32 protein-coding genes are annotated in these 20,143 nt (G+C 60.8%); 2 read left to right on the top strand and 30 right to left on the bottom strand.

All coding sequences use genetic code 11. From position 1 onward, the window contains the following. Positions 1-41: 41 nt before the first annotated feature. The 3 genes from sugE to ACFHWW_RS27695 form a co-directional block, all read right to left on the bottom strand. On the bottom strand, positions 42-356 hold the full coding sequence (sugE, locus tag ACFHWW_RS27705) for a quaternary ammonium compound efflux SMR transporter SugE (protein WP_014529703.1): 315 nt from the start codon (positions 354-356) through the stop codon (positions 42-44). A 165-nt stretch (positions 357-521) separates the two neighbouring features. Further along, complete coding sequence (locus tag ACFHWW_RS27700) at positions 522-1,832, bottom strand: replication-associated recombination protein A (RefSeq protein WP_379942293.1); 1,311 nt, start codon at positions 1,830-1,832, stop codon at positions 522-524. Beyond that, entirely contained in the window at positions 1,829-3,226 is a 1,398-nt protein-coding gene (locus tag ACFHWW_RS27695) for a DegQ family serine endoprotease (RefSeq protein WP_127712652.1), read from the bottom strand. Before ACFHWW_RS27695 ends, ACFHWW_RS27700 begins: the two co-directional genes overlap by 4 nt. 287 nt (positions 3,227-3,513) lie before the next feature. Here ACFHWW_RS27695 and msrP point away from each other — a divergent pair, with 287 nt between their 5' ends. Both msrP and msrQ read left to right on the top strand, forming a co-directional pair. Then, positions 3,514-4,455 carry a protein-methionine-sulfoxide reductase catalytic subunit MsrP gene (gene msrP / locus ACFHWW_RS27690; protein ID WP_379942291.1) on the top strand — a complete coding sequence of 314 codons (942 nt, stop codon included), beginning with the start codon at positions 3,514-3,516 and terminating at the stop codon, positions 4,453-4,455. A 2-nt stretch (positions 4,456-4,457) separates the two neighbouring features. After that, a complete protein-coding gene (msrQ, locus tag ACFHWW_RS27685) occupies positions 4,458-5,108 on the top strand; it encodes a protein-methionine-sulfoxide reductase heme-binding subunit MsrQ (RefSeq protein ID WP_379942289.1) in 651 nt (216 codons plus the stop codon). A 200-nt stretch (positions 5,109-5,308) separates the two neighbouring features. Here msrQ and rplQ read toward each other — a convergent pair whose 3' ends face one another. From rplQ to rpsJ, 27 genes are all read right to left on the bottom strand, one after another. Continuing rightward, the gene (rplQ, locus tag ACFHWW_RS27680) at positions 5,309-5,734 is read right to left on the bottom strand and encodes a 50S ribosomal protein L17 (RefSeq protein WP_003536492.1); all 426 of its coding nucleotides are present in this window, start codon (positions 5,732-5,734) and stop codon (positions 5,309-5,311) included. Between the two features lie 45 nt (positions 5,735-5,779). Next, positions 5,780-6,790, bottom strand: coding sequence for a DNA-directed RNA polymerase subunit alpha (locus ACFHWW_RS27675; protein WP_003536494.1), 1,011 nt, complete (start codon positions 6,788-6,790; stop codon positions 5,780-5,782). Between the two features lie 103 nt (positions 6,791-6,893). After that, positions 6,894-7,283 carry a 30S ribosomal protein S11 gene (gene rpsK, locus ACFHWW_RS27670; protein WP_003536496.1) on the bottom strand — a complete coding sequence of 130 codons (390 nt, stop codon included), beginning with the start codon at positions 7,281-7,283 and terminating at the stop codon, positions 6,894-6,896. A gap of 230 nt (positions 7,284-7,513) precedes the next feature. Beyond that, on the bottom strand, positions 7,514-7,882 hold the full coding sequence (gene rpsM, locus ACFHWW_RS27665) for a 30S ribosomal protein S13 (protein WP_003536498.1): 369 nt from the start codon (positions 7,880-7,882) through the stop codon (positions 7,514-7,516). A 230-nt stretch (positions 7,883-8,112) separates the two neighbouring features. Continuing rightward, on the bottom strand, positions 8,113-8,691 hold the full coding sequence (locus ACFHWW_RS27660) for an adenylate kinase (protein ID WP_127712653.1): 579 nt from the start codon (positions 8,689-8,691) through the stop codon (positions 8,113-8,115). Then, on the bottom strand, positions 8,688-10,028 hold the full coding sequence (gene secY, locus ACFHWW_RS27655) for a preprotein translocase subunit SecY (RefSeq protein WP_018099556.1): 1,341 nt from the start codon (positions 10,026-10,028) through the stop codon (positions 8,688-8,690). The genes ACFHWW_RS27660 and secY overlap by 4 nt, the downstream gene beginning before the upstream one ends. A gap of 235 nt (positions 10,029-10,263) precedes the next feature. After that, positions 10,264-10,734 (bottom strand): 50S ribosomal protein L15, encoded by a 471-nt coding sequence (gene rplO, locus ACFHWW_RS27650; protein WP_018099555.1) that lies wholly within the window; start codon positions 10,732-10,734, stop codon positions 10,264-10,266. 13 nt (positions 10,735-10,747) lie between these two features. Then, a complete protein-coding gene (gene rpmD / locus ACFHWW_RS27645; protein WP_003536508.1) occupies positions 10,748-10,951 on the bottom strand; it encodes a 50S ribosomal protein L30 in 204 nt (67 codons plus the stop codon). Between the two features lie 12 nt (positions 10,952-10,963). After that, positions 10,964-11,533, bottom strand: coding sequence for a 30S ribosomal protein S5 (gene rpsE, locus ACFHWW_RS27640; protein WP_003536510.1), 570 nt, complete (start codon positions 11,531-11,533; stop codon positions 10,964-10,966). 133 nt (positions 11,534-11,666) lie between these two features. Beyond that, on the bottom strand, positions 11,667-12,029 hold the full coding sequence (rplR, locus tag ACFHWW_RS27635) for a 50S ribosomal protein L18 (protein ID WP_003536512.1): 363 nt from the start codon (positions 12,027-12,029) through the stop codon (positions 11,667-11,669). Positions 12,030-12,041: 12 nt separating this feature from the next. Beyond that, positions 12,042-12,575: a 50S ribosomal protein L6 gene (gene rplF / locus ACFHWW_RS27630; RefSeq protein ID WP_003536514.1), complete on the bottom strand. Its 534-nt coding sequence runs from the start codon at positions 12,573-12,575 to the stop codon at positions 12,042-12,044. A gap of 40 nt (positions 12,576-12,615) precedes the next feature. Then, positions 12,616-13,014, bottom strand: coding sequence for a 30S ribosomal protein S8 (gene rpsH / locus ACFHWW_RS27625; RefSeq protein ID WP_003536517.1), 399 nt, complete (start codon positions 13,012-13,014; stop codon positions 12,616-12,618). Positions 13,015-13,026: 12 nt separating this feature from the next. Further along, positions 13,027-13,332, bottom strand: coding sequence for a 30S ribosomal protein S14 (rpsN, locus tag ACFHWW_RS27620; protein WP_003536519.1), 306 nt, complete (start codon positions 13,330-13,332; stop codon positions 13,027-13,029). Positions 13,333-13,366: 34 nt separating this feature from the next. Continuing rightward, on the bottom strand, positions 13,367-13,924 hold the full coding sequence (gene rplE / locus ACFHWW_RS27615; RefSeq protein WP_003536522.1) for a 50S ribosomal protein L5: 558 nt from the start codon (positions 13,922-13,924) through the stop codon (positions 13,367-13,369). After that, the gene (gene rplX / locus ACFHWW_RS27610) at positions 13,917-14,228 is read right to left on the bottom strand and encodes a 50S ribosomal protein L24 (RefSeq protein ID WP_003536524.1); all 312 of its coding nucleotides are present in this window, start codon (positions 14,226-14,228) and stop codon (positions 13,917-13,919) included. The genes rplE and rplX overlap by 8 nt, the downstream gene beginning before the upstream one ends. Before the next feature lie 14 nt (positions 14,229-14,242). After that, positions 14,243-14,611, bottom strand: a complete 369-nt coding sequence (gene rplN, locus ACFHWW_RS27605) for a 50S ribosomal protein L14 (protein WP_003536525.1) — start codon at positions 14,609-14,611, stop codon at positions 14,243-14,245. 178 nt (positions 14,612-14,789) lie between these two features. Beyond that, positions 14,790-15,026: a 30S ribosomal protein S17 gene (gene rpsQ / locus ACFHWW_RS27600; protein ID WP_003536527.1), complete on the bottom strand. Its 237-nt coding sequence runs from the start codon at positions 15,024-15,026 to the stop codon at positions 14,790-14,792. A 13-nt stretch (positions 15,027-15,039) separates the two neighbouring features. After that, on the bottom strand, positions 15,040-15,240 hold the full coding sequence (gene rpmC, locus ACFHWW_RS27595; protein WP_003536529.1) for a 50S ribosomal protein L29: 201 nt from the start codon (positions 15,238-15,240) through the stop codon (positions 15,040-15,042). A gap of 12 nt (positions 15,241-15,252) precedes the next feature. Then, the gene (rplP, locus tag ACFHWW_RS27590; RefSeq protein ID WP_003536531.1) at positions 15,253-15,666 is read right to left on the bottom strand and encodes a 50S ribosomal protein L16; all 414 of its coding nucleotides are present in this window, start codon (positions 15,664-15,666) and stop codon (positions 15,253-15,255) included. A 38-nt stretch (positions 15,667-15,704) separates the two neighbouring features. Then, positions 15,705-16,418 carry a 30S ribosomal protein S3 gene (gene rpsC, locus ACFHWW_RS27585; protein WP_018099553.1) on the bottom strand — a complete coding sequence of 238 codons (714 nt, stop codon included), beginning with the start codon at positions 16,416-16,418 and terminating at the stop codon, positions 15,705-15,707. Further along, positions 16,418-16,807 (bottom strand): 50S ribosomal protein L22, encoded by a 390-nt coding sequence (rplV, locus tag ACFHWW_RS27580; protein ID WP_003536535.1) that lies wholly within the window; start codon positions 16,805-16,807, stop codon positions 16,418-16,420. Before rplV ends, rpsC begins: the two co-directional genes overlap by 1 nt. Before the next feature lie 2 nt (positions 16,808-16,809). Next, positions 16,810-17,088, bottom strand: coding sequence for a 30S ribosomal protein S19 (gene rpsS, locus ACFHWW_RS27575; protein WP_002964358.1), 279 nt, complete (start codon positions 17,086-17,088; stop codon positions 16,810-16,812). A 15-nt stretch (positions 17,089-17,103) separates the two neighbouring features. Further along, complete coding sequence (rplB, locus tag ACFHWW_RS27570) at positions 17,104-17,940, bottom strand: 50S ribosomal protein L2 (RefSeq protein ID WP_018099552.1); 837 nt, start codon at positions 17,938-17,940, stop codon at positions 17,104-17,106. Positions 17,941-17,983: 43 nt separating this feature from the next. Further along, positions 17,984-18,277 (bottom strand): 50S ribosomal protein L23, encoded by a 294-nt coding sequence (locus ACFHWW_RS27565; RefSeq protein WP_003536621.1) that lies wholly within the window; start codon positions 18,275-18,277, stop codon positions 17,984-17,986. After that, positions 18,274-18,894 carry a 50S ribosomal protein L4 gene (gene rplD, locus ACFHWW_RS27560; protein ID WP_029964936.1) on the bottom strand — a complete coding sequence of 207 codons (621 nt, stop codon included), beginning with the start codon at positions 18,892-18,894 and terminating at the stop codon, positions 18,274-18,276. Before rplD ends, ACFHWW_RS27565 begins: the two co-directional genes overlap by 4 nt. A 12-nt stretch (positions 18,895-18,906) precedes the next feature. Next, positions 18,907-19,593: a 50S ribosomal protein L3 gene (gene rplC / locus ACFHWW_RS27555; RefSeq protein ID WP_010969195.1), complete on the bottom strand. Its 687-nt coding sequence runs from the start codon at positions 19,591-19,593 to the stop codon at positions 18,907-18,909. Positions 19,594-19,715: 122 nt separating this feature from the next. Continuing rightward, on the bottom strand, positions 19,716-20,024 hold the full coding sequence (gene rpsJ, locus ACFHWW_RS27550; RefSeq protein ID WP_003507767.1) for a 30S ribosomal protein S10: 309 nt from the start codon (positions 20,022-20,024) through the stop codon (positions 19,716-19,718). Positions 20,025-20,143: the final 119 nt, after the last annotated feature.

The following is a 20,143-nucleotide window of genomic DNA, read 5'->3' as shown; positions in this document are numbered from 1 at the left end:
GGCAGGCCGGATGAGGGGCAGACTTTCAGTGGTCGAACACGTCAGCCGACGAGCTTCAGACCCGCGATGCCCGCGACGATGAGGCCGATGCAGCCGAGGCGCATCGCCGTTGCCGGCTCTGCGAACAGAATGATGCCGAGAATGACGGTACCCACGGTGCCGATGCCGGTCCACACGGCATAGGCCGTGCCAAGCGGCAGCGAACGCACCGCTATTCCGAGCAGAACGACGCTCAGGATCATCGACCCGACCGTCAGCACAGTCGGCGTGAACCGCGTAAATCCATCCGTGTATTTGAGACCGATCGCCCAGCCGATTTCGAGAATTCCGGCGAGCAACAGCGTGAACCAGGCCATTTCGAACTCCTTCATGTGGAGCGAGGCCGTCCCCGCGGAAGTTCGGATCCATTCGATCCGTGCAGCCGTCTGCGATGTGGTTCTTCTATGCCACGGGCTCATCGCGACAGCAAGGCATCCTGTGGCAAGGCAGCCCTGCGGGAGTGACGGAGCTGGGGCGAACCCTCACGAATTCCGGTCGCGCCGAAGCTTGTTCCACCACTCCAGCCGCTTGCGGATCTCACGTTCGAAGCCGCGCTCCGGAGGGTCGTAGAAAGTCTTTCTGCCCATCTTCTCGGGGAAATAATCCTGGCCGGAGAATGCGTCGGGCTCGTCATGATCGTAGCGGTAGCCGTCGCCGTAGCCTTCCCCCTTCATGAGCTTCGTCGGAGCGTTGAGGATATGCTTCGGCGGCAGCAGAGATCCGTTCTCCTTGGCCGCGCGCATCGCCGCCTTGTAGGCGGTATAGACGGCGTTGGATTTCGGCGCCGTTGCAAGATAGACGCAGGCCTCGGCAAGAGCCAGTTCCCCTTCGGGGGACCCGAGATAATCATAGGCATCCTTGGCGGCATTGCAGATCGCCAGTGCCTGCGGATCGGCAAGGCCGATATCCTCGACCGCCATCCGCACGAGCCGCCTGCCGATATAGAGCGGATCCTCCCCGGCATCGAACATGCGGCAGAGATAATAGAGCGCCGCGTCCGGGTCGGAGCCCCGAACGGATTTATGGAGCGCCGAGATCAGGTTGTAATGGCCGTCCTGGCCCTTGTCGTATACCGGCGCGCGGCGCTGGACGATCTCCTGAAGCCCGGCGGAATCGAATATCTCGTCCCGGCGCGCCGCCCGCCATACCTCTTCCGCGAGCGTCAGCACCGCCCGGCCGTCCCCGTCCGCCATGCGGATCAGGCTGGCCCGCGCGTCGTCATCGAGCGGCAGCGGTTTGCCCTCGGCTGCCTCCGCCCGCTTCAGAAGTTCCTCGAGGCTGGCCTCGTCATGCGGCTTGAACGTCAAGACGCGCGCCCGCGACAGAAGCGCGGCGTTAAGCTCGAAAGACGGGTTCTCGGTGGTGGCGCCGACCAGGACGACGGTGCCATCCTCCATGACCGGCAGGAAGCTGTCCTGCTGCGCCCGGTTGAACCGATGGATCTCGTCGACGAAAAGCAGCGTCTGGCGCCCCGACATGCGCCGGGCGCGCGCAGATTCGAATACCTTCTTAAGATCCGCAACGCCGGAGAAGATTGCCGAAATCTGCTCGAATGCGAGACCTGCCTCGCCTGAAAGCAGACGGGCAACCGTTGTCTTGCCGGTTCCCGGCGGGCCCCAGAAGATCATCGAGCCGAGGGATCCGGAAGCGATCATCCGTGTGAGCACGCCGTCGGGGCCGGTCAGATGCTCCTGGCCGGTCACCTCCGCCAGCGTGCGCGGGCGCAGGCGATCGGCCAGCGGCCTTGCCGAGGCCATTTCAGGAGGTTCATGGGGGGCGAAGAGATCGCTCATCGGAAGAACTGACGGATGATCTGGCCGTTGCGCTCGATCTCGACACGCCAGAAGGAGGCATCCTCGGCGACGACGCCTTCCAGCGTCTTCGAACTATCGATTGCCGTCCCGTTGACTGAACGAACGATATCTTTCGGTTCCAGGCCGATACGTGCAGCCGGCGAGCCGCGATTGATCTCGGTGATGACCACACCCTGCAGCGACGTGGGCATGCGCAACTCGTCCGCAAGCCGCGGCGAGAGATTTGCCACGACAGCGCCGGCGAAGGGGTTGCGCCCCTCGATCAGCCGTTCGTCTCGTGGCTGTGTTTCCGGCGCCCGCTCAAGCTTGAGGGCGATTTCGCGCGAACTGCCGTTCTCCGAGATCGTAACCCGCGCCTCGTGGCCGATCCCCACGGTGGTCAGACGATAACCAAGCGCATCCGGGTGTTCGACCGGTATGCCGTTGACGGCGGTGACCACCTGTCCGGGGCGCATGCCGGCGCTCTCCGCCGGACCGCCTGCGACGACCGCCGTCACCAGCGCCCCGCGCGCCCGCTCAAGCCCGAGCGCCTCTGCCACATCGGAGGTCACCGGCTCGAAAGTCGCCCCGACGAAGGGACGGATGAACGAGCCGTTGCCTCCTTCAGCGGAGGCAACGAAAACCTTGACCAGGTTGGCGGGGATCGCAAAGCCCACGCCGTTGGAACCGCCGCCTCTCGAAAAAATCGCAGTGTTGATGCCGATCAACTCGCCCTTCATGTTGATCAGGCCGCCGCCGGAATTGCCCGGATTGATTGCCGCATCCGTCTGGATGAAAAAGCCGAAATCGCCGTTGGAAATCTGGTTTCGGGCGAGCGCCGACACGATGCCGCTCGTCACCGTCTGCCCGACGCCGAAGGGATTGCCCATCGCCAGAACCAGGTCGCCGACCTCCACCGCGTCGGAATCACCGATCGGGACGATGTCGAACGGACCGTCCGACTGAATTTTCATGACGGCCAGATCGAGGCGATCATCCTTCAATATGACTTTGCAGGGGAACTCACGCCCGTCGGCGAGCGCCACCTTGATATCGTCGCCGCCCTCGATGACATGGTTGTTGGTCACGACCAGGCCATTGCGGCCGACGATCACGCCCGACCCCAGAGACGACTGCTTCTCGGTGCGATTCGGCATCCGCTGCCCGAAGAATTCCTCGAAGAAAGGGTCTCCGGCAAAGATCGAGCGACGCTCCACCACGCGCTCGGCATACACGTTGACGACCGCATTCGCCGTCTGTTTGACGAGCGGCGCGAAAGAGAGCTGCATCTCCGACCGCGACTGCGGCACGGTCCTGGCATCCTGGGCCATCGCAGGTGACGATATGGCAACAGCAAGCACGAGAGCCGCGAGAGCGCGATGGCCGAAGATCATGAAGCATTCTCCCTTTCGTTGCAGCTACGTTCAGATAGGATTTCGCACGGAAAAAGGCAAACCTGTTGCCCGACAATCCAACGCAATGCAGCCGCAAGGAGGGGTCGTTTCATCAGGGAATTCATAGGAGTACATGCTGCGCGCCAATTGCTCGGCCTTGCGCTCCCAAAGACGCAGGCGACGTTCACGAGTCATGCACGAAAACGTGGTCTCGCCAGCCTTTTCCGGTGATCGAAACTCTGCTCATTTGCGTATTAGAAAAAGTCGAATGACACCGAGGAGACCCCATGCCCAGCTATCGCACGCCGAAGATTGCCGCTACCGAAATCACCCCGGAGCGCTTCTTCCTGGATCGGCGGACCTTCATCGCCGCCGCGGCCGGAAGCCTGGCCCTCGCCGTGCCCAAGCCGAGCCGCGCGGCCGCACTCGACGCGTCCAAGAGCAAATACAGGGTCGATGAGCCCGTCACGCCGGAAAAGGACGCCACCACCTACAACAACTTCTATGAATTCGGGACCGGCAAAGGCGATCCGGCTGCCAACTCGGCAAACTTCAAGCCGGCGCCCTGGACGGTGAAGGTCGACGGATTGGTCGGCAAGCCGCGGGAATTCGGCCTGGAGGAGCTCCTGGCCTTCCCTCTGGAAGAGAGAATTTACCGGATGCGCTGCGTCGAAGCGTGGTCGATGGTCATTCCCTGGGTCGGCTTTCCATTGGCCGCGCTCCTCGACAGGGTCGAGCCGCTCGGAAGCGCGAAATATGTCGCCTTCGAGACCGTGGTCCGGCCGGAGGAAATGCCGGGCCAGTCCGGCTATTTCCAGCCCCTGGAATGGCCCTACCGGGAAGGCTTGAGGCTCGACGAAGCGCGCCACCCGCTGACGATCCTCTCCGTCGGGCTCTATGGCAAGACGCTGCCGAACCAGAACGGCGCACCGATCCGCCTGGTGGTGCCGTGGAAATACGGCTTCAAGGGAATCAAATCGATCGTGCGCATCTCTCTGACCGAGACGCCGCCGCCGTGCACCTGGAACCTCGCCGGGCCGAATGAATACGGCTTCTATGCCAATGTGAATCCAGCCGTCGATCATCCCCGCTGGAGCCAGGCGACCGAAAACCGTATCGGCGAAGGCGGCTTCTTCGGCGCCAACCGCCGCGATACGCTCCCCTTCAACGGCTACGCAGAAGAGGTTGCGAACCTCTACGCCGGCATGGACCTCAGGGTGAATTTCTGAGGATGCCGAGCCTTCCTGCCCTGCCGAAGCGATTGCACGGCCCTTCGATCTGGGCGCTCTATATGCTCGGCCTCATACCGGCCGCCTGGGGGTTCTATCTTGGAGCCACCGGTCGGCTGCCCGGCAATGCGGTCAAGGAATTCGAGCACCTGCTCGGCATCTGGGCCCTCCGCTTCCTGATTGCCACGCTGACGATCACGCCGATTCGCGACCTGTTCGGCATCAACTGGCTCAGATACCGCCGCGCCCTGGGCCTCCTCGCCTTTTATTATGTGATGATGCATTTCCTCACATATATGGTGCTGGACCAGACGCTCCTTCTCCCGGCCATTCTCGCCGACATCGCCCGCCGTCCCTTCATCACCATCGGCATGGCAGCCCTCGTGCTGCTCATCCCGCTGGCGGTTACATCGAACAACTGGTCGATAAGACGCCTCGGGCAACGATGGAACAAGCTTCACAGGCTCGTCTACGTGATTGCCGCGGCCGGCGCGCTGCATTTCGCCATGTCGGTCAAGGTCGTAGGCCCCGAGCAAATGCTTTATCTGTTCCTTGTGGCGGTGCTCGTCGCCTGGCGCGCCGTCAGAAAGCGGTTTCTGCGGTGGCGGCGCCAGGGCACCGCACCCGTACGGTCGCAAGCCCGAGCGGGATAAAGGCGCAACGTACAAGCCGGAGAGCCGCACCGGCCAAGGTCCCGCGACACCCTCTCCCGACCCTCATTTTTTCCTTTGCCTGTCAAGGATTTGAGAGGCACAGGAATGAGGATCTACTTCTACTTTCAATAAAACCAACAAAAAAGCGGCCGGGGGCGATCAGCCCCCGGCCGCTTGAATGGTTTCGTCAACCGATCGGATCAGGCCGCTTCGGCTGCTTCGGCTTCGGCAGAAACGCGGGCGCGGTCCTTCGAACCCTTGGCGTCGACGTCGCGGTCAACGAATTCGATGACGGCGAGCGGGGCATTGTCGCCCTGGCGGAAGCCTGCCTTCATGATGCGCAGGTAGCCGCCGTTGCGGGTGGCGTAGCGCGAGGCAATCGCGTCGAACAGCTTCGAGACGACGGCAACGTCGCGGATCTGCGAGATCGCCTGGCGGCGGGCATGCAGATCGCCGCGCTTGCCGAGCGTAACGAGCTTTTCCACGATCGGACGGATTTCCTTGGCCTTCGGCAGGGTCGTGACGATTTGCTCGTGCTCGATCAGCGAAGCTGCCATGTTGGCAAACATCGCCTTGCGGTGGCTGGCGGTTCTATTCAGCTTGCGGCCGGCTTTACCGTGGCGCATGGCTATTCTCCTTTACTTGCAGGCATCCGCCCGCAGTCTAATAGGTTAGTACTGGTCTTCGTAACGCTTGGCGAGGTCTTCGATGTTCTCCGGCGGCCAGGACGGCACTTCCATGCCGAGATGCAGGCCCATGGAAGCGAGAACTTCCTTGATCTCGTTGAGCGACTTGCGACCAAAATTCGGCGTACGGAGCATTTCTGCTTCGGTCTTCTGAATGAGGTCGCCGATATAGACGATGTTGTCGTTCTTCAGGCAGTTGGCCGAACGGACGGAAAGCTCCAGTTCGTCGACCTTCTTGAGAAGCGCGGGGTTGAAGGCGAGTTCGGTGACTGCCTCTTCCTCGGTTTCCTTCTGCGGCTCGTCGAAGTTGACGAAGACCGACAGCTGGTCCTGAAGGATGCGGGCCGCGAAAGCGATCGCATCTTCGCCGGTGACGGAGCCATCGGTTTCGATGGACATCGTCAGCTTGTCGTAGTCGAGAACCTGGCCTTCACGGGTGTTTTCCACCTTGTAGGAGACCTTCTTGACCGGAGAGTACAGGCTGTCGACCGGAATGAGGCCGATCGGCGCATCTTCCGAGCGGTTGCGGTCAGCCGGTACGTAGCCCTTGCCGTTGTTGACGGTGAACTCCATGCGGATTTCCGCGCCCTCGTCGAGGGTGCAGATCACGTGGTTCGGGTTGAGGATCTCGATGTCGCCAACCGTCTGAATGTCACCGGCGGTCACGACGCCCGGACCCTGCTTGCGCACGACCATGCGCTTTGCGTCGTCGCCATCCATCTTGATGGCGATTTCCTTGATGTTGAGCACGATGTCGGTCACGTCTTCCCGGACGCCCGGGATAGAAGAGAACTCATGCAATACGCCGTCGATCTGAACCGCGGTTACGGCAGCACCGCGCAGCGACGACAATAGGACGCGACGAAGCGCGTTGCCGAGCGTCAGGCCAAAGCCGCGCTCAAGCGGCTCCGCGACCAACGTTGCCTTGGTGCGGCCGGAGGAGGCGAACTCCACCTTGTTCGGCTTGATCAATTCCTGCCAATTTTTCTGGATCATGTTTTCTGCCTTCCGTTCGTTGCCACCATCCAATCGTGACAACCGAGCCCCGAAGACCGGGAGGACACCGGAACGTCCTCACCGGAATGTTGAATACAGATGATCAGACGCGGCGCTTCTTGCGCGGACGGCAGCCATTGTGCGGGATCGGGGTCACGTCACGGATCGACGTGATCATGAAACCTGCAGCCTGGAGCGCGCGAAGAGCGGATTCGCGGCCGGAACCAGGACCGCAAACTTCCACTTCCAGCGACTTCATGCCGTGTTCCTGAGCCTTCTTGGCGCAATCTTCAGCGGCGATCTGCGCGGCGAACGGGGTCGACTTGCGCGAACCCTTGAAACCCTTCGCACCGGCGGACGACCAGGCAATAGCATTGCCCTGCGCGTCGGTAATGGTGATCATCGTGTTGTTGAACGACGAATTGACGTGTGCGACGCCAGACGTGATGTTCTTGCGCTCGCGACGGCGAACGCGGGTGGCTTCCTTGGCCATAGGATCCCTTTCTTAGATCTCTGCACCGCCGTAATTCCAGCGGCTCCACCGGGAAAAGGATTGGTCGTCCCCTGCCCTGCATCTTACAATTCGCGACAGCCGGGACACCGGCTTCGCGAGCATTCCGAGAAACCGGTAACGGCACTCGCATTGGTCGGACACTTGCCCTTCCCAAACTGCAAAAGGAGGCCGGCGCGTGCGCCAGCCTCCCGTTTTCCCTTTTCGGGAAATTACTTCTTCTTGCCGGCGATCGCCTTTGCCGGACCCTTGCGGGTGCGGGCATTGGTATGCGTGCGCTGACCGCGCACCGGCAGGCCGCGACGATGGCGCAGACCGCGATAGCAGCCGAGATCCATCAGACGCTTGATGTTCATCGAGGTCTCGCGACGCAGGTCACCCTCGACCTGATAGTCACGGTCGATCGTTTCACGGATCTGAAGGACCTCAGCGTCCGTCAGCTGGTGAACGCGACGCTCGGCCGGAATGCCGACCTTCTCGATGATTTCCTGTGCGAATTTCGTGCCGATCCCGTGAATATACGTCAGCGCGATGACGACGCGCTTTGCGGTCGGGATGTTGACGCCAGCGATACGTGCCACGTCTATTCTCCTTGCGTTCCAGTTGCCTACAGGCAATAGGTGCTTCGTTACGCGACCTTAAGAGCCGCTCGTTGATTGAGGTTCGAGACACGTCAAAAACGACCGTACCCGGACTTCATTTCGTTGAAGACCGCGCCGATCGCTTCTCTTGTCGCGAGTTGACGCAGTCTTTGGAGGAATCGGCCGAAAAAGTCAACTCCCCGGCGCTTCCATTTTGGCAAAGGCAATGCCTATACCAGAATCTTCTCGATCTCGGCCGTAACCGTATCCACATCCGCCATGCCGTCCACGGTCTTCAACCGACCGGTTCGGGCGTAGTGTTCCGAAAGCGGAGCGGTCTTTTCCCGATATTCCTGCAGACGCCGCCGGAATGCTTCCGGATTGTCGTCCGAGCGTACGGTGCCGCCGGCCGCGACGGTTTCGGCTACGCGATTCTCCATGCGCCGCACAAGAGCTGCCTCATCGACTTTCAACTCGATGACCGCATCGAGCTTCAGGCCTTTTCCCTCAAGCATCCCGTCGAGCGCTACGGCCTGCGGGACCGTGCGCGGATAGCCGTCGAGAATGAAGCCCCTTGCGCAATCCGGCGAATCGATGCGGTCGGAGACGATCTCATTGACGATTTCGTCGGAGACGAGCTGGCCGGCATCCATCACGGCTTTCGCCCGCTTGCCGACCTCGGTCGCCTGAGCTACGGCCGCCCGAAGCATATCCCCCGTGGAAAGCTGCGGAATGCCGTATCTCTCCGTCAGAAGCTTGGCCTGAGTACCCTTGCCAGCGCCCGGCGGTCCCAAAAAAATTAACCTCATCGTCCCCTCTTTCCTCCGCGCAGCTTCGACTTCTTGATCAGCCCCTCATATTGCTGGGCAATGAGGTGACCCTGGATCTGTGCTACCGTATCGAGGGTCACACTGACAACAATCAAAAGCGACGTACCACCAAGGTAGAACGGCACCCCTGTCTGCGAGATGAGTATCTCAGGCAGGATGCAGACAAAGACCAGGTAGATCGCGCCGATGACGGTGATGCGCGTCAACACGTAATCGATGTATTCGGCCGTGCGCTCACCCGGGCGGATGCCCGGAACGAACCCGCCATGCTTCTTCAGATTGTCGGCCGTATCCTTCGGATTGAAGACGATGGCCGTATAGAAGAAGGCGAAAAAGGCGATCATCGCACCGTAAAGGATCATATAGAGCGGCTGACCGTGAGCGAGCGCACCGACGATCGCCGTTGCCCAGTCGGGCATGGTCGCGGTGTTGGCAAAGCCGGCGAGCGTGGCGGGCAGCAGGAGAAGCGACGACGCGAAGATCGCCGGGATCACACCCGAGGTGTTGAGCTTCAGCGGCAGGTGCGACGTGTCGCCCTGGAACATGCGGTTGCCGACCTGGCGCTTCGGATACTGGATCAGCAGGCGGCGCTGCGCGCGCTCGACGAAGACGATCAACGCGATCACGCCGACGACCATGACGATAATCGCAAGGATGAGAGGCGTCGACAGAGCACCGGTACGGCCGAGCTCAAGGGTTCCGGCAAGCGCCGAGGGCAGAGCGGCGACGATGCCGGCGAAGATGATCAGCGAAATACCGTTGCCGATGCCGCGGGAGGTGATCTGCTCACCGAGCCACATCAGGAACATCGTGCCGCCGAGCAGCGAAATAACGGTGGAAATCCGGAAGAACCAGCCCGGATCGTTGACGAGACCGCTGCCGCTTTCGAGACCGACGGCAATACCGTAGGCCTGCATCGCGCCCAGCAGCACCGTGCCGTAGCGGGTGTACTGGTTGATGACCTTGCGGCCCTGCTCGCCCTCTTTCTTCAGCTGCTCGAGCGCCGGAACGACCGACGTCATGAGCTGCACGATGATCGATGCGGAAATGTAGGGCATGATGCCGAGGGCGAAGATCGCCATGCGCTCGACCGCGCCGCCCGAGAACATGTTGAAGAGGCCGAGAATGCCCCCCGACTGCCCCTGAAATGCCTGCGCGAATGCGTCCGGGTTAAGGCCCGGCAACGGAATGTAGGTGCCAAGTCGATAGACCAGAAGCGCACCGAGAGTGAACCAAAGGCGCTTTTTCAGATCTTCCGCCTTGGCGAAAGTCGAAAAATTCAGGTTCGAGGCGAGCTGTTCCGCTGCAGAAGCCATGCAATTCTCCGCGTACCAAGTCTCGGAAACACGGGAAAACCCGGTCGTTCCGGATGGAATCAGTTTTCGTCGTGGAAAACCAGGCGCGAGGCGATTGTCGCTGCAATCGGATGCCTCACCGTGGTTTCCGTTATGTCCCGTCGCGGCAGCCGATTCGCTGCGCTTGGACGTGAGGCTCACATATGGGAGCAAAACCGCCCGGCGTGAAGCACCCCGGGCGGTTCATCAGTCATATTTATTCAGCGGCTGCGGAGAGCAGCTTGACGGAACCGCCAGCCTTTTCGATCTTCTCGATCGCAGGCTTGGAGGCGCCGGCAACTTCGAGCGAAACCTTCGCCTTCAGTTCGCCGTCGGCGAGAACGCGCACACCATCCTTGACGCGGCGGATAACGCCGGCGGCCTTGAGAGCGGCGGCATCGACGGTCTTGGAGGCGTCCAGCTTCTTGGCATCGACTGCGGCCTGAATCCGGCCGAGCGACACGACAACGAACTCCGAAGCGAAGATGTTGTTGAAGCCGCGCTTCGGCAGGCGGCGGTAGATGGGCATCTGACCGCCTTCGAAGCCGTTGATCGCGACGCCCGAACGCGCCTTCTGACCCTTTACACCGCGACCGGCCGTCTTGCCGGAACCGGAGCCGATACCGCGGCCCAGACGCTTGCGGTTCTTGGTCGCGCCTTCGTTGTCCTTGATTTCATTCAGTTTCATATCTCGATCCCCCTCACTTCTCGTCGACGACGCGAACGAGGTGCTGGACGGCCCGGATCATCCCGCGAACGGCCGGAGTGTCTTCCAGCGTGCGTACCCGGTGCATCTTGTTGAGGCCCAGACCGACGAGCGTCTGACGCTGCACGGCCGGACGGCGAATGGGGCTACCGATCTGCTCGACGGTAACCGTCTTCTTGGCAACTTCCTTCTTAGCCATCTGTCAGCTCCCTTATTCTTCGGAAGCAACGCCGGCGGAAACGCGACGGGACTGGAGCGTGGCGTACTTCATGCCGCGCTGTGCCGCGATATCCTTCGGGTGCATCTGGTTCTTGAGCGCGTCGAAGGTAGCGCGAACCATGTTGTAGGGGTTCGACGAGCCGGTCGACTTGGCTACGACGTCGTGAACGCCGAGCGTCTCGAAGACGGCGCGCATCGGGCCACCGGCGATGATACCGGTACCGGGCTTGGCCGAGCGCAGGAGCACCTTGCCGGCGCCATGACGGCCGTGCACGTCGTGGTGCAGAGTGCGGCCACCGCGCAGCGGTACGAAGATCAGGTCGCGCTTGGCGGCTTCCGTTGCCTTACGGATGGCTTCCGGCACTTCGCGTGCCTTGCCATGGCCGAAGCCGACACGGCCCTTCTGGTCGCCCACGACGACGAGAGCGGCGAAACCGAAACGACGACCGCCCTTCACCACCTTGGCGACGCGGTTGATAGCGACGAGCTTATCGACAAATTCGCTGTCGCGCTCTTCGCGGTTCTGGCGATCTTCGCGAGAACCTCTTCTTTCTTGTGCCATTGTCCTCTTCCTTTTTCTTTTCCGGGTGCAATCGGCAGATTGACGAAAGCCGCCTCGCTTCCTTGGAAATCGAAGCGGCCGGGGATTTGCGAAGCCGGGTTACGCCCGGGCATTGCGGCCCGGGCGACGAACTTTAGAAGTTCAGGCCGCCTTCGCGAGCTGCCTCGGCCAGCGCCTTGATGCGGCCGTGGTAGATGAAGGCGCCACGATCAAAGACAACGTCCTTGATGCCCGCCTTGGAAGCACGTTCTGCCAGGAGCTTGCCGACAGCCGTAGCGGCTTCGGTATCGGCGCCGGTCTTCAGCGAAGACCGCAGATCCGTGTCGAGGGTCGATGCCGAGGCAATCGTCTTGCCGGCAACATCGTCAATGATCTGCGCATAGATGTTCTTCGACGAGCGATGAACCGACAGGCGCGGGCGGCCATTGGCAACCGCCTTGATTTGACGGCGCACGCGGCTGGCGCGACGCACAAGAGTATCTTTCCTGCTAGCCATTTCGCGTGATCCTTACTTCTTCTTGCCTTCTTTGCGGACGATCCGCTCTTCGGCATACTTGACGCCCTTGCCCTTGTAGGGCTCGGGGCCACGGTATTCGCGGATTTCCGCGGCAACCTGGCCGACCTGCTGCTTGTTGATTCCGGAGACGACGATTTCCGTCGGCTTCGGCACAGCGATCGTGATGCCTTCCGGCGTCTGGTAGACGACGTCGTGGCTGAAACCGAGCGCGAGCTGCAGGTTCTTGCCCTGCATGGAAGCGCGGTAACCGACGCCGTTGATTTCGAGCTTGCGCTCGTAACCGTCCTTCACGCCCTTGAGGATGTTCTCGATCATCGTGCGGGACATGCCCCACTTTGCGCGAGCATCCTTGCTCTCGTTGAGCGGCTGAACGACAACCGTGTTGTTTTCGAGCTTCACCGAAACTTCGTCATTTGCGACGAAGAACAGTTCGCCCTTCGGGCCCTTTGCCGTTACCTTCTGGCCATCCACGTTAGCCGTGACGCCTGCCGGAACTTGAACGGGCTTCTTACCGATACGAGACATTTTTATACCTGTCTGTTCGCTATGGAGATCCTGCTCGATCTTAGAAGATCGAGCAAAGAACCTCGCCACCAACATTCTGTTCGCGTGCCTGGTGATCGGCCATCACGCCCTTCGGAGTCGAAAGGATGGTGATGCCGAGGCCGTTCGCGACCTGCGGAATGGACTTGACCGAGACATAGACCCGGCGGCCCGGCTTGGAGACGCGCGCGATCTCACGGATCACGGATGCGCCTTCGTAGTACTTCAACTCGATGTTCAGCTCGGCCTTGCCGTTGCCGAATTCGACCTCTGAGTATCCGCGGATGTAGCCTTCAGCCTGAAGGACATCCAGAACGCGTGCGCGAAGCTTGGAAGCCGGCGTCGAAACGCTCGACTTGCGGCGAGCAGCGCCGTTGCGGATACGGGTGAGCATATCGCCCAAAGGATCAGTCATTGCCATGTACCCGTCTCCTTACCAGCTCGACTTGACCACGCCCGGCACCTTGCCGAGATTGCCCAGTTCGCGAAGTGCAATACGCGACATGCGCAGCTTGCGATAATAGGCACGCGGACGGCCGGTCACTTCGCAACGATTGCGGATGCGGGTCTTGGACCCATCGCGGGGCAGTTCGGCCAGCTTGAGGGTGGCCTTGAACCGCTCTTCGATCGGCAAAGACTGGTTCATGATGATCGCCTTCAGGACCGCGCGCTTGGCGGCGTGATTGGCAACCAGTTTGCGGCGGCGCTTGTTCTTTTCAACTGCGCTCGTTTTCGCCATAACAGTTATCCTTCTTTACGCTTGCCGTTACGGATTACTGACGGAACGGGAAGTTGAACTCTTTGAGAAGAGCGCGTGCTTCGTCGTCGTTAGTTGCCGTCGTGCAAACGATGATGTCCATGCCCCACATCTGATCAACCTTGTCGTAGTTGATCTCAGGGAACACAATGTGCTCCTTGATGCCCATGGCAAAGTTGCCACGACCATCGAAGGACTTCGGATTGAGGCCGCGGAAGTCTCGAACACGCGGAAGAGCGATGTTGATGAGACGATCCAGGAATTCATACATCCGAACGCCGCGCAGGGTAACCTTGGCACCAATCGGCATGCCTTCGCGAAGCTTGAAGCCGGCGATGGAGTTGCGAGCGCGGGTGATGACCGGCTTCTGGCCGGCAATCGCAGCGAGGTCGGCAGCAGCAACGGTCGGCTTCTTGGAATCGCCGGTCGCTTCGCCAACACCCATGTTGATGACGATCTTGTCGAGGCGCGGGATCTGCATTTCGTTGGCGTAGGAGAACTGCTCCTGCATCGCCTTGCGGATGCGCTCTACATATTCCTTCTTGAGCCGGGACTCATAAGCGGACTTAGCCATCGATCACATCTCCCGAACGCTTGGCCACGCGGACCTTCTTGTCACCATCGATCTTGAAACCGACGCGGGTCGGCTTGCCGTCCTTCGGATCGGCGATCGCGATGTTCGAAAGGTGAATCGAGGCTTCCTTGGTGATAATGCCGGCTTCCTGGTTCTGAGTCTGGCGCTGGTGACGCTTCACCACGTTGACGCCGCGCACGAGAGCCCTGTCTTCCTTCGGCATGACCTGAATGACTTCGCCGGTACGGCCCTTGTCCTTACCGGTCAGAACGACGACCTTGTCGCCTTTGCGAATCTTTTGCATCTCTGATCGCTCCCTTAGAGTACTTCCGGAGCCAGCGAGATGATCTTCATGTGGTTCTTGGCGCGGAGTTCGCGCGGAACCGGTCCGAAGATACGGGTGCCGATCGGCTCTTTCTTGTTGTCGATGAGAACGGCTGCGTTGGTGTCGAAACGGATGACGCTGCCATCCGCACGGCGGATGTCTTTCGCGGTGCGAACGACAACAGCCTTCATGACATCACCCTTCTTCACGCGGCCGCGCGGAATGGCTTCCTTGATCGAAACGACAATGATGTCGCCGATCGACGCGTATTTACGCTTGGAGCCGCCCAGCACCTTGATGCACATGACACGACGTGCGCCGGAATTATCCGCCACGTCGAGGTTTGTTTGCATCTGAATCATGTCAGGTCGCCTTCTTGTTGTTACCAGGCCGGTTGGGTCGAAACCCCCTCGCCCGGCTTATTGTGCTCATCTCAAAGCAAAAGAACGCTCGAACTCGAGCGTTCCTCGGCTTTAATTGCGTGCTTCATACAGATATTTGCCCGAGACGCAAGGGTCCGGCGGTCAAAACCTGCAGAAATCAAGACTGGGCGGAAACGACCGTCCAGCGCTTGTCCTTGGAAATCGGCGCGCATTCCTCGATGGAAACGAGGTCGCCGACCTTGAACTGGTTGTTCTCGTCGTGAGCCTTGTACTTCTTGGAACGACGAACGGTCTTCTGAAGGATCGGGTGCGCAAAGCGGCGCTCGACCCGGACGACGACGGTCTTGTCGTTCTTGTCGCTGACGACGGTGCCCTGCAGAATGCGTTTCGGCATAGTGTTCTGGTCCTTAGGCCTTGGCTTCTGCCGCCTTCTGGCGGGCAATGGTTTTGATGCGTGCGATGTCCTTGCGGACCTCGTTGATACGCGAAGACTTCTCGAGCTGGCCAGTCGCCTTCTGGAAGCGCAGGTTGAACTGCTCCTTCTTCAGCTTGGCAAGCTCTTCCTTGAGTTGGTCGGCGCTCAGAGCGCGAACATCTGCGGCTTTCATGAGCTTCACTCCTTACTCTGCGATACGCTGCACGAAGCGCGTCTTGACAGAGAGCTTGGCAGCGCCGAGGCGAAGTGCTTCGCGGGCGAGCTCCTCGTTGACACCGTCGATCTCGAACATCATGCGGCCGGGCTTGACCTTGCATGCCCAGTATTCGACCGAACCCTTGCCCTTACCCATGCGGACTTCGGTCGGCTTTGCCGTGACCGGAACGTCGGGGAATACCCGGATCCAGACGCGGCCGGCGCGCTTCATATGACGGGTGATCGCACGGCGGGCCGCTTCGATCTCGCGAGCATTGACGCGGTTGGGCTCCTGGGCCTTCAGACCGAACTCGCCGAAGGCGAGGTCAGAGCCGCCCTTCGCGACGCCCTTGATGCGCCCCTTGAACTGCTTGCGATACTTCGTACGCTTTGGCTGCAACATTTTTTTACTTCTCCGATATTGGCTGCCACGCGCGAATGTTACGCGTTCTCGCGGCGACGCTCTCTGCCGCTACCGCCCTGGTTGTCACTCTCGGTCGCGCGGCGCTCGGAAGCCATCGGATCGTGCTCAAGGATTTCGCCCTTGAAGATCCAGACCTTGACACCGCAGATACCGAAAGCGGTTTCCGCTTCGGCCGTGCCGTAGTCGATGTCGGCGCGCAGCGTATGCAGCGGAACGCGGCCTTCACGATACCATTCGGTACGGGCGATTTCCGCACCGCCGAGACGGCCGGCGCAGGTGATCTTGATGCCTTCGGCGCCGAGGCGCATCGCCGACTGAACGGCACGCTTCATCGCACGACGGAACGCTACGCGGCGCTCGAGCTGCTGAGCGATCGACTGCGCAACGAGCGTTGCGTCGACTTCCGGCTTGCGCACTTCGACGATGTTGAGGTGCGTTTCCGAATTGGTCATCTCGGAAAGCTTCCTGCGAAGCTTTTCGATGTCGGCGCCCTTCTTGCCGATGATCAGGCCCGGGCGTGCCGAGTGGATCGTCACGCGGCACTTCTTGTGCGGACGCTCGATCACGACCTTGGCGATACCGGCCGACTTCAGCTCTTCCATCAGATAGGCGCGGATCTTCAGGTCTTCGTGAAGAAGCTGGCCGTATTCCGCGTTGTCCGCGAACCAACGGCTATCCCAGGTCCGGTTGATGCCGAGACGGAAACCGATCGGATTAATCTTCTGGCCCATTATGCGGCCTCCCCTTTGGCTTCCACTTCACGAACGACGATCGTCAAGTGCGCGAACGGCTTTTCGACCCGCGATGCACGGCCGCGACCACGGGCGTGGAAGCGCTTCATCACGATCGACTTGCCAACAAAAGCTTCTGCGACGATGAGCGAATCAACGTCGAGATCATGGTTGTTCTCTGCGTTGGCGATCGCAGATTCAAGCGTCTTCTTGACGGTGCCTGCGATGCGCTTGCGCGAGAACTCGAGTTCGGCCAGAGCCCGGTCCACCTTCTTGCCGCGGATCAGCGCGGCAACGAGGTTGAGCTTCTGGGGGCTGACGCGGATCGTGCGCGCAACTGCCTGCGCCTCATTATCCTTCAGCCGGCGTTCGGCTTTTGCCTTGCCCATCGTTACTTCCTCTTCGCTTTCTTGTCCGCGCCATGACCATAATAGGTCCGCGTCGGAGCGAATTCACCGAACTTGTGACCGACCATTTCTTCGGACACCGAGACGGGAACGTGCTTGTTGCCGTTGTAGACGCCGAAGGTCAGACCGACGAACTGCGGAAGGATCGTGGAGCGACGGCTCCACATCTTGATCACTTCGTTGCGGCCGCCTTCGCGGACCTTCTCAGCCTTCTTGAGAAGATAACCGTCAACAAACGGACCTTTCCATACTGAACGAGCCACTTGAGACTTCCTCTCTTACTTCTTGCGCTGGTGACGCGAGCGCATAATGAACTTGTCGGTCGACTTGTTGGAGCGCGTGCGCTTGCCCTTTGTGGGCTTGCCCCATGGCGTGACCGGATGGCGACCACCGGAGGTGCGGCCTTCACCGCCGCCGTGCGGATGGTCAACCGGGTTCATGACGACGCCGCGTACGTGCGGACGCTTGCCGCGCCAACGCGAACGGCCGGCCTTACCATCATTGATGTTGCCGTGATCGGGGTTCGATACAGCACCGATCGATGCGAGGCAAGAGCCGTGCACCAGACGCTGCTCGCCCGAGTTCAGGCGCAGGATCGCCATGCCTTGGTCACGGCCGACGAGCTGAGCGTAGGTTCCGGCGGAGCGAGCGATCTGACCGCCCTTGCCCGGCTTCATCTCCACATTGTGGATGATGGAGCCGACCGGAATGTACTGCAGCGGCATCGCATTGCCGGGCTTGACGTCGACGGCCTTTTCCGAGGCAATCACCTTGTCGCCGACAGCCAGGCGCTGCGGCGCAAGGATATAGGCCTGCTCACCGTCCGCGTAGTTGACCAGCGCGATGAACGCCGTGCGGTTCGGGTCATATTCCAGACGCTCGACCGTGCCTTCGACGTCGAACTTGCGACGCTTGAAGTCGACCAGACGGTAGGTCCGCTTGTGACCACCGCCCTGGAAACGAACGGTGATGCGGCCCAGGTTGTTGCGACCGCCCTTGGAGGACAGGCCCTCGGTCAGCGCCTTGACCGGCTTGCCCTTGTAGAGGCCGGCCCGGCTGACGATGACCAGTTGACGCTGGCTCGGCGTCGTCGGATTGAAACTTTTCAATGCCATTTTCTTGTTCCCTTTTGGGTTTTTACCCTAATGGGCCTATCCGTTAGAGACCGGTGGAAACGTCGATAGACTGACCGTCGGCGAGCGTTACGATCGCCTTCTTCACGTCCTTCTGCTTTCCGGCGAAGCCGCGGAAGCGCTTCAACTTGCCCTTGCGGACGAGCGTGTTCACGGCCGTGACCTTCACGCCGAACAGCGCTTCGACGGCAGCCTTGATCTCAGGCTTCGAAGCACCCTTGGCGACATTGAAGACGACCTGGTTCTGTTCGGAGACCAGCGTCGACTTTTCAGTGATCGAGGGAGACACGATCACGTCGTAGTGGCGAAGATCCGTCATTTGAACCGCTCCTCCAGAGCTTCCACAGCAGCCTTGGAAAGCACGAGCTTGCCACGGCGCAGAATGTCGTAAACGTTGATGCCCTGAACCGGCAGAACGTCCACATTCGGGATGTTCTGGGCGGCGAGCTTGAAGTTGCCTTCGATCTCGGCTCCGCCGATGATCAGGGCGTTGGTGAGGCCGAGCGAGGCGAATGCGCCGGCGAGCGCCTTCGTCTTTGCTTCGTTGGCGACGAGATCGTCGATGACGATGATGTCCTCGGCCTTCAGCTTGGCAGACAGCGCATGGCGCAGGCCCAGTGCGCGGATCTTCTTCGGAAGATCGTGCGCATGGCTGCGGACGACCGGCCCGTGAGCCTTGCCGCCGCCGCGGAACTGCGGAGCACGAGCCGAATGGTGGCGGGCGCGGCCCGTACCCTTCTGCTTGTACATCTTGGCGCCGGTGCGGGAGACTTCCGCACGGCCCTTGGCCTTGTGCGTACCCTGCTGGCGCTTTGCGAGCTGCCAGCGAACGACGCGGGCAATGATGTCTTCACGAGGCTCGAGACCGAAAATGGCGTCGGAAAGGGAAACCTTTCCCGCGTCCTTGCCCTCGAGGGTTTTGACGGTGAGATCCATTATTCGGCTCCCTTACTTCGATTCTGCGGCGCGCACTGCGGCAGGGCGCGGTGCGCCTTCCGGAGTGCCCGACTTGATGGCGTCACGGACGACGATCCAGGAACCCTTGGAGCCGGGAACTGCACCCTTGACCAGGATCAGACCGCGGTCTTCATCGGTCGATACGACTTCGAGGTTCTGCGTGGTGACGCGCGTCTGGCCCATGTGACCAGCCATGCGCTTGCCCTTCCAGACGCGGCCCGGGTCCTGGTTGGAACCGGTCGAACCATGCGAACGGTGCGATACGGACACGCCGTGCGTTGCACGCAGGCCGCCGAAGTTGTGGCGCTTGATCGCGCCGGCAAAACCCTTGCCGATGGTGGTGCCGGTAACGTCCACGAGCTGCCCGGCGACGAAATGGCCCGCCGTAAGCTCGGCGCCAATGTCGATCAGGTTGTCGGCGCTCACGCGGAACTCGACGAGCTTTGCCTTCGGCTCAACGCTGGCAGCGGCAAAATGGCCGCGCATGGCCTTCGGCGTATTCTTGACCTTCGAACGGCCGGCACCCAGCTGAACTGCGGTATAACCGTTCTTCTCTTCCGTGCGGTGGGACACTACCTGGCAGTTCTCCAGCCGCAATACTGTTACCGGGATATGCTCGCCGGCGTCGTTGTAGACGCGGGTCATTCCCACCTTCTGTGCAATCACACCTGAACGCATCGGTTCACGCCTCTTGTTTAGGGTTCCCGTCCGGCGCTTCACACACCTTCCGGTTTCCTGTTCCTGGAAGCCGTTGGAGAAACTCCACGTACCTTCCTTGTTATTTCGGCTTGCGCCGGGTCTTACAGCTTGATCTCGACGTCTACGCCGGCGGCCAGATCGAGCTTCATCAGCGCGTCCACCGTCTGCGGGGTCGGATCAACGATATCGAGAAGACGCTTGTGCGTGCGCATCTCGAACTGTTCGCGGCTCTTCTTGTCGACGTGGGGCGACCGGTTGACCGTGAATTTCTCAATCCGGGTCGGAAGCGGCACGGGCCCGCGCACACTCGCACCGGTGCGCTTGGCCGTCGACACGATTTCGCGCGTGGAGGCATCGAGGATCCGGTGATCAAACGCCTTGAGGCGGATGCGGATATTCTGGCCGTTCATTCGACTTGTCCTTGCTCGTGTTTTCCGGTGTGCTCACGAAGCACACACTTGAAGTATTCGTTTCGCTTAGCCGCTTCTTTTCAAAAATCGCAGGGACATGGCCGACCATGTCCCTGCCG

Origin of the sequence: Sinorhizobium sp. P24N7 (genome assembly GCF_042436655.1) — a bacterium.
Taxonomy (GTDB): Bacteria; Pseudomonadota; Alphaproteobacteria; order Rhizobiales; family Rhizobiaceae; genus Sinorhizobium; species Sinorhizobium meliloti_A.
The sequence above is the reverse complement of the archived record's forward strand: the minus strand, read 5'-3'. Positions and strand labels throughout refer to the sequence as shown.

Excerpts from the sequence above, each read along its gene's own strand:
- sugE (WP_014529703.1), bottom strand. The coding sequence starts at position 356 with ATGGCCTGGTTCACGCTGTTGCTCGCCGGAATTCTCGAAATCGGCTGG.
- ACFHWW_RS27700 (WP_379942293.1), bottom strand. The coding sequence starts at position 1,832 with ATGAGCGATCTCTTCGCCCCCCATGAACCTCCTGAAATGGCCTCGGCA.
- ACFHWW_RS27695 (WP_127712652.1), bottom strand. The coding sequence starts at position 3,226 with ATGATCTTCGGCCATCGCGCTCTCGCGGCTCTCGTGCTTGCTGTTGCC.
- msrP (WP_379942291.1), top strand. The coding sequence starts at position 3,514 with ATGCCCAGCTATCGCACGCCGAAGATTGCCGCTACCGAAATCACCCCG.
- msrQ (WP_379942289.1), top strand. The coding sequence starts at position 4,458 with ATGCCGAGCCTTCCTGCCCTGCCGAAGCGATTGCACGGCCCTTCGATC.
- rplQ (WP_003536492.1), bottom strand. The coding sequence starts at position 5,734 with ATGCGCCACGGTAAAGCCGGCCGCAAGCTGAATAGAACCGCCAGCCAC.
- ACFHWW_RS27675 (WP_003536494.1), bottom strand. The coding sequence starts at position 6,790 with ATGATCCAGAAAAATTGGCAGGAATTGATCAAGCCGAACAAGGTGGAG.
- rpsK (WP_003536496.1), bottom strand. The coding sequence starts at position 7,283 with ATGGCCAAGGAAGCCACCCGCGTTCGCCGTCGCGAGCGCAAGAACATC.
- ACFHWW_RS27660 (WP_127712653.1), bottom strand. The coding sequence starts at position 8,691 with ATGAGGTTAATTTTTTTGGGACCGCCGGGCGCTGGCAAGGGTACTCAG.
- secY (WP_018099556.1), bottom strand. The coding sequence starts at position 10,028 with ATGGCTTCTGCAGCGGAACAGCTCGCCTCGAACCTGAATTTTTCGACT.
- rplO (WP_018099555.1), bottom strand. The coding sequence starts at position 10,734 with ATGAAACTGAATGAAATCAAGGACAACGAAGGCGCGACCAAGAACCGC.
- rpmD (WP_003536508.1), bottom strand. The coding sequence starts at position 10,951 with ATGGCTAAGAAGGAAGTTGCCAAGAAGACGGTTACCGTCGAGCAGATC.
- rpsE (WP_003536510.1), bottom strand. The coding sequence starts at position 11,533 with ATGGCACAAGAAAGAAGAGGTTCTCGCGAAGATCGCCAGAACCGCGAA.
- rplR (WP_003536512.1), bottom strand. The coding sequence starts at position 12,029 with ATGGCTAGCAGGAAAGATACTCTTGTGCGTCGCGCCAGCCGCGTGCGC.
- rplF (WP_003536514.1), bottom strand. The coding sequence starts at position 12,575 with ATGTCTCGTATCGGTAAGAAGCCCGTTCAAGTTCCGGCAGGCGTCACG.
- rpsH (WP_003536517.1), bottom strand. The coding sequence starts at position 13,014 with ATGGCAATGACTGATCCTTTGGGCGATATGCTCACCCGTATCCGCAAC.
- rpsN (WP_003536519.1), bottom strand. The coding sequence starts at position 13,332 with ATGGCGAAAACGAGCGCAGTTGAAAAGAACAAGCGCCGCCGCAAACTG.
- rplE (WP_003536522.1), bottom strand. The coding sequence starts at position 13,924 with ATGGCTAAGTCCGCTTATGAGTCCCGGCTCAAGAAGGAATATGTAGAG.
- rplX (WP_003536524.1), bottom strand. The coding sequence starts at position 14,228 with ATGCAAAAGATTCGCAAAGGCGACAAGGTCGTCGTTCTGACCGGTAAG.
- rplN (WP_003536525.1), bottom strand. The coding sequence starts at position 14,611 with ATGATTCAGATGCAAACAAACCTCGACGTGGCGGATAATTCCGGCGCA.
- rpsQ (WP_003536527.1), bottom strand. The coding sequence starts at position 15,026 with ATGCCGAAACGCATTCTGCAGGGCACCGTCGTCAGCGACAAGAACGAC.
- rpmC (WP_003536529.1), bottom strand. The coding sequence starts at position 15,240 with ATGAAAGCCGCAGATGTTCGCGCTCTGAGCGCCGACCAACTCAAGGAA.
- rplP (WP_003536531.1), bottom strand. The coding sequence starts at position 15,666 with ATGTTGCAGCCAAAGCGTACGAAGTATCGCAAGCAGTTCAAGGGGCGC.
- rpsC (WP_018099553.1), bottom strand. The coding sequence starts at position 16,418 with ATGGGCCAGAAGATTAATCCGATCGGTTTCCGTCTCGGCATCAACCGG.
- rplV (WP_003536535.1), bottom strand. The coding sequence starts at position 16,807 with ATGGGCAAGGCAAAAGCCGAACGCCGGCTGAAGGATAATGAGGCGCAG.
- rplB (WP_018099552.1), bottom strand. The coding sequence starts at position 17,940 with ATGGCATTGAAAAGTTTCAATCCGACGACGCCGAGCCAGCGTCAACTG.
- ACFHWW_RS27565 (WP_003536621.1), bottom strand. The coding sequence starts at position 18,277 with ATGACGGATCTTCGCCACTACGACGTGATCGTGTCTCCCTCGATCACT.
- rplD (WP_029964936.1), bottom strand. The coding sequence starts at position 18,894 with ATGGATCTCACCGTCAAAACCCTCGAGGGCAAGGACGCGGGAAAGGTT.
- rplC (WP_010969195.1), bottom strand. The coding sequence starts at position 19,593 with ATGCGTTCAGGTGTGATTGCACAGAAGGTGGGAATGACCCGCGTCTAC.
- rpsJ (WP_003507767.1), bottom strand. The coding sequence starts at position 20,024 with ATGAACGGCCAGAATATCCGCATCCGCCTCAAGGCGTTTGATCACCGG.